This window comes from Sandarakinorhabdus rubra (assembly GCF_010994245.1).
In the GTDB taxonomy this organism is placed as follows: domain Bacteria; phylum Pseudomonadota; class Alphaproteobacteria; order Sphingomonadales; family Sphingomonadaceae; genus Sandarakinorhabdus; species Sandarakinorhabdus rubra.
Map to the genome: position 1 here is coordinate 1 of NZ_WMHO01000278.1, position 2,863 is coordinate 2,863.

Here is a 2,863-nt window from a genome sequence, read left to right on the forward strand (position 1 = left end):
TGCGGGCCGACACGCGCGGCCGGCGCGGGAGGGGGCTTTCGGGCGATGGCCGGCTGGTTGCACCCTTGCGTGCCGGCCTGCCGTGGCCGCTGACGGGCGCGCAGGAGCGGGTGCTGCGCGAGATTGCCGGCGACATGGCACAGGCCCAGCCGATGCTGCGGCTGCTGCAGGGCGACGTGGGGTCGGGCAAGACGCTGGTGGCGCTGATCGCCATGCTGACGGCGGTGGAGGCGGGCGCGCAGGCCGCGCTGCTGGCCCCGACCGAGATCCTCGCCCGCCAGCACCACGCGACGTTGCAGCGCCTGGCCGGCAGCCTGCCGGTGCGTATCGAGCTGCTGACCGGGCGCGACAAGGGCCGCAGCCGCGAGGCGCTGCTCGCCGATCTCGCGGCAGGGCGCATCGACATCTTGGTGGGCACCCACGCCATCTTCCAGGAGGCGGTGGCCTATCATGATCTTGGCCTCGTCGTGGTAGACGAACAGCACCGCTTCGGCGTGGCCCAGCGGTTGATGCTGGCGGAGAAGGCGCGGGTGCCGCCGCATGTGCTGGCGATGACGGCAACGCCGATCCCGCGCAGCCTGGCGTTGACCCGCTTTGGCGAGATGGACCAGAGCATCATCGACGAACGCCCGCCCGGCCGGCAGCCGATCGAAACGCGGGTGACCGCTGCTGAGCGGCTGGACGAGGTGACGGCGGCGCTGGCCCGGCATCTCGAGGCCGGCGGCCAGGCCTATTGGGTGTGCCCGCTGGTCGACGGCACCGAGGATGAGGACGAAGCCGCTGCCACCACCCGCGCCGCCTTCCTGAAGGCGCGGCTGGGTGAGGCGAGGGTGGGCCTCGTCCATGGCCGCATGAAGGGGCCGGAGAAGGATGCGGTGATGGCCGATTTTGCTGCCGGCCGGCTGGGGCTGTTGGTGGCCACAACCGTGATCGAGGTGGGGGTGGATGTGCCCAATGCCACGCTGATGATCATCGAGGCGGCGGAACGCTTTGGCCTGGCACAGCTGCACCAGCTGCGCGGCCGGGTGGGGCGGGGCAGCGGCCACAGCGTCTGCCTGCTGCTGCGCGGGCCCGAACTGTCGGAAACCGCGCGCGCCCGCCTGAAGCTGATGCGCGAGACCAATGACGGCTTCCGCATCGCCGAGGAGGATCTGAAGCTGCGTGGCCCCGGGGAGATATTGGGCACGCGGCAATCGGGCGAAGAGGCCTTCCGCTTCGCCGATCCTGGGCGTGTGCAGCAGTTCGTCACTATGGCGCGGGACGACGCGCGCCTGCTGCTGGAGCGGGACGGCGGGCTCGCCGGAGCGCGCGGCCAGGCGGCGCGGGTGCTGCTCTACCTGTTCGAGCGGGATGCCGGGGTGGCGTTGTTGCGATCGGGCTGACGTTTCCCTGCAAGCGAGGGGTTCGGGGAGGGGCCCGCGCGAGAGCGCGGCCGGCGGCAGAGCCGCCGAGTCCGCTTTGGCTATGCAGGAAGAAGGGGAAGGTGGCGCGGCGAAGCCGCGCCGTCGAAGCTGTTCGGCTGGCCTGCAGGCCAGCCGCCAGCCCGGCCGGAAGGGCCCGAGTCTGGCCACAACGCTTGCGCGTTGTGGCCAGCCGGACCACGTCACCTATAAGCCGGGTTCTGTCCCGGGGCCGAAACCCCATGGGCGACCATTCCTCTCGGACGGCGGTTGCCCGCCGCCTCCAGCAACCAACCCGGATGGCGGGGCCGGTTCCTGCCCTGCGGCGTTGCCGCCGCGTGCCATCCCTATTCGGTCTTGCTCCCGGTGGGGTTTGCCGTGCCGCTCTGGTTGCCCATCGCGCGGTGCGCTCTTGCCGCACCGTTTCACCCTTGCCTGTCCTCCCCGAAAGGAGCCATCGGCGGTCTCTTCTCTGTGGCACTGTCCCTGACACTGGCGAGCCAGTGCCGCCGGGCGTTACCCGGCACCGCGTTCCGTGGAGCCCGGACTTTCCTCGGCGGGATTGCTCCCGACGCGGCCGCCCGGCGACGTGATCGCAGCTGCCCCATGGCATTTTGCGGCGATTCGCGCCACAGCCGGCGGCATGATCGAGATTGAAGGCAGCGGGCAGGACTTCACGGTGCCCGCCGAGGTGATCGCCGACGGGCTGGGGCTGGCGCCCGAGCAGGTGCAGCCGATGCTGGCCGGGCGGCTGATCAGCGCCTGGGTGGAAGCCGGCGTGGACGAGGATCTGGGCACCTTCCGCCTCACCTTTGCCACCGACAAGCGTCGCCTGCGGCTGATCGTCGATGCGCTGGGCGATGTGATCTCCCGGTCCACGCTGGATTTCGGCGGGCACGACCTGCCGCTCGGTGCGCGCCGCCCCCACGCCCGCTGACCGCACAGCCTGACCGAAGTGACGCAGGCAAGATTACAGGCTTGCAATGTTGTGAGTCGGACGACATTTTCTTCGCGTCGGGTCGGGCAACGCCCCCGTTGACCGCCCGCCGGCTGGCCTGCCGGTCAGCCACCCGCGTTGATCATGGCCGTTCCCCCTGTTTGGCCATGGGCGGACCCTGGCGGTCGGCGCCATCTCCCTCGGGGTGCCGGCCGCCCTTTTTCTAGAGCCCCTCGGCCAGCAGCAGGCCCCTCAGGATCGTGCGGCTTTCGGCATCGATCGCGCCGTCGAAGCGGGCCGGGCGGTGGTGGCGCTGGAAGGCGATGACGGCCTCCTGGGGCGCGGTGATGTCATAGCCATAACGGCCCAGCGCGGCGAGGAAGCCGGCATCGGTCCAGCCCGGATCGCCGCACGGGCTGGGCGCGGCCGCCAGCCCGCGCGCGGCCAGCATGGGCCAGTCGAACAGCTCGCCTGGGTCTTCCTTGCGAGTCGGCGCGATGTCGCTGTGGCCCACCACGTTGGCCGG

At 71.1% G+C, this 2,863-nt stretch carries 2 protein-coding genes, 1 other RNA gene and 1 pseudogene; 2 read left to right on the forward strand and 2 right to left on the reverse strand.

Annotated features, from left to right (window positions below; genetic code table 11):
* The coding region (locus GJV64_RS13280) for an ATP-dependent DNA helicase RecG (RefSeq protein WP_164157824.1) at positions 1-1,382 on the forward strand (1,382 nt) is incomplete at its 5' end.
* Positions 1,383-1,594: 212 nt separating this feature from the next.
* Here the strand turns inward: GJV64_RS13280 and rnpB are convergent.
* An RNA gene (rnpB, locus tag GJV64_RS13285) (RNase P RNA component class A) lies at positions 1,595-1,993 on the reverse strand.
* A gap of 50 nt (positions 1,994-2,043) precedes the next feature.
* On the opposite strand from rnpB, the gene GJV64_RS13290 reads away from it, so the two are divergent.
* Positions 2,044-2,337, forward strand: a complete 294-nt coding sequence (locus GJV64_RS13290) for a DUF6522 family protein (protein ID WP_164157827.1) — start codon at positions 2,044-2,046, stop codon at positions 2,335-2,337.
* Between the two features lie 223 nt (positions 2,338-2,560).
* On the opposite strand, the pseudogene GJV64_RS13295 reads toward GJV64_RS13290, so the two are convergent.
* Positions 2,561-2,863: pseudogene (locus GJV64_RS13295) on the reverse strand (N-acetylmuramoyl-L-alanine amidase); the annotation flags it as partial.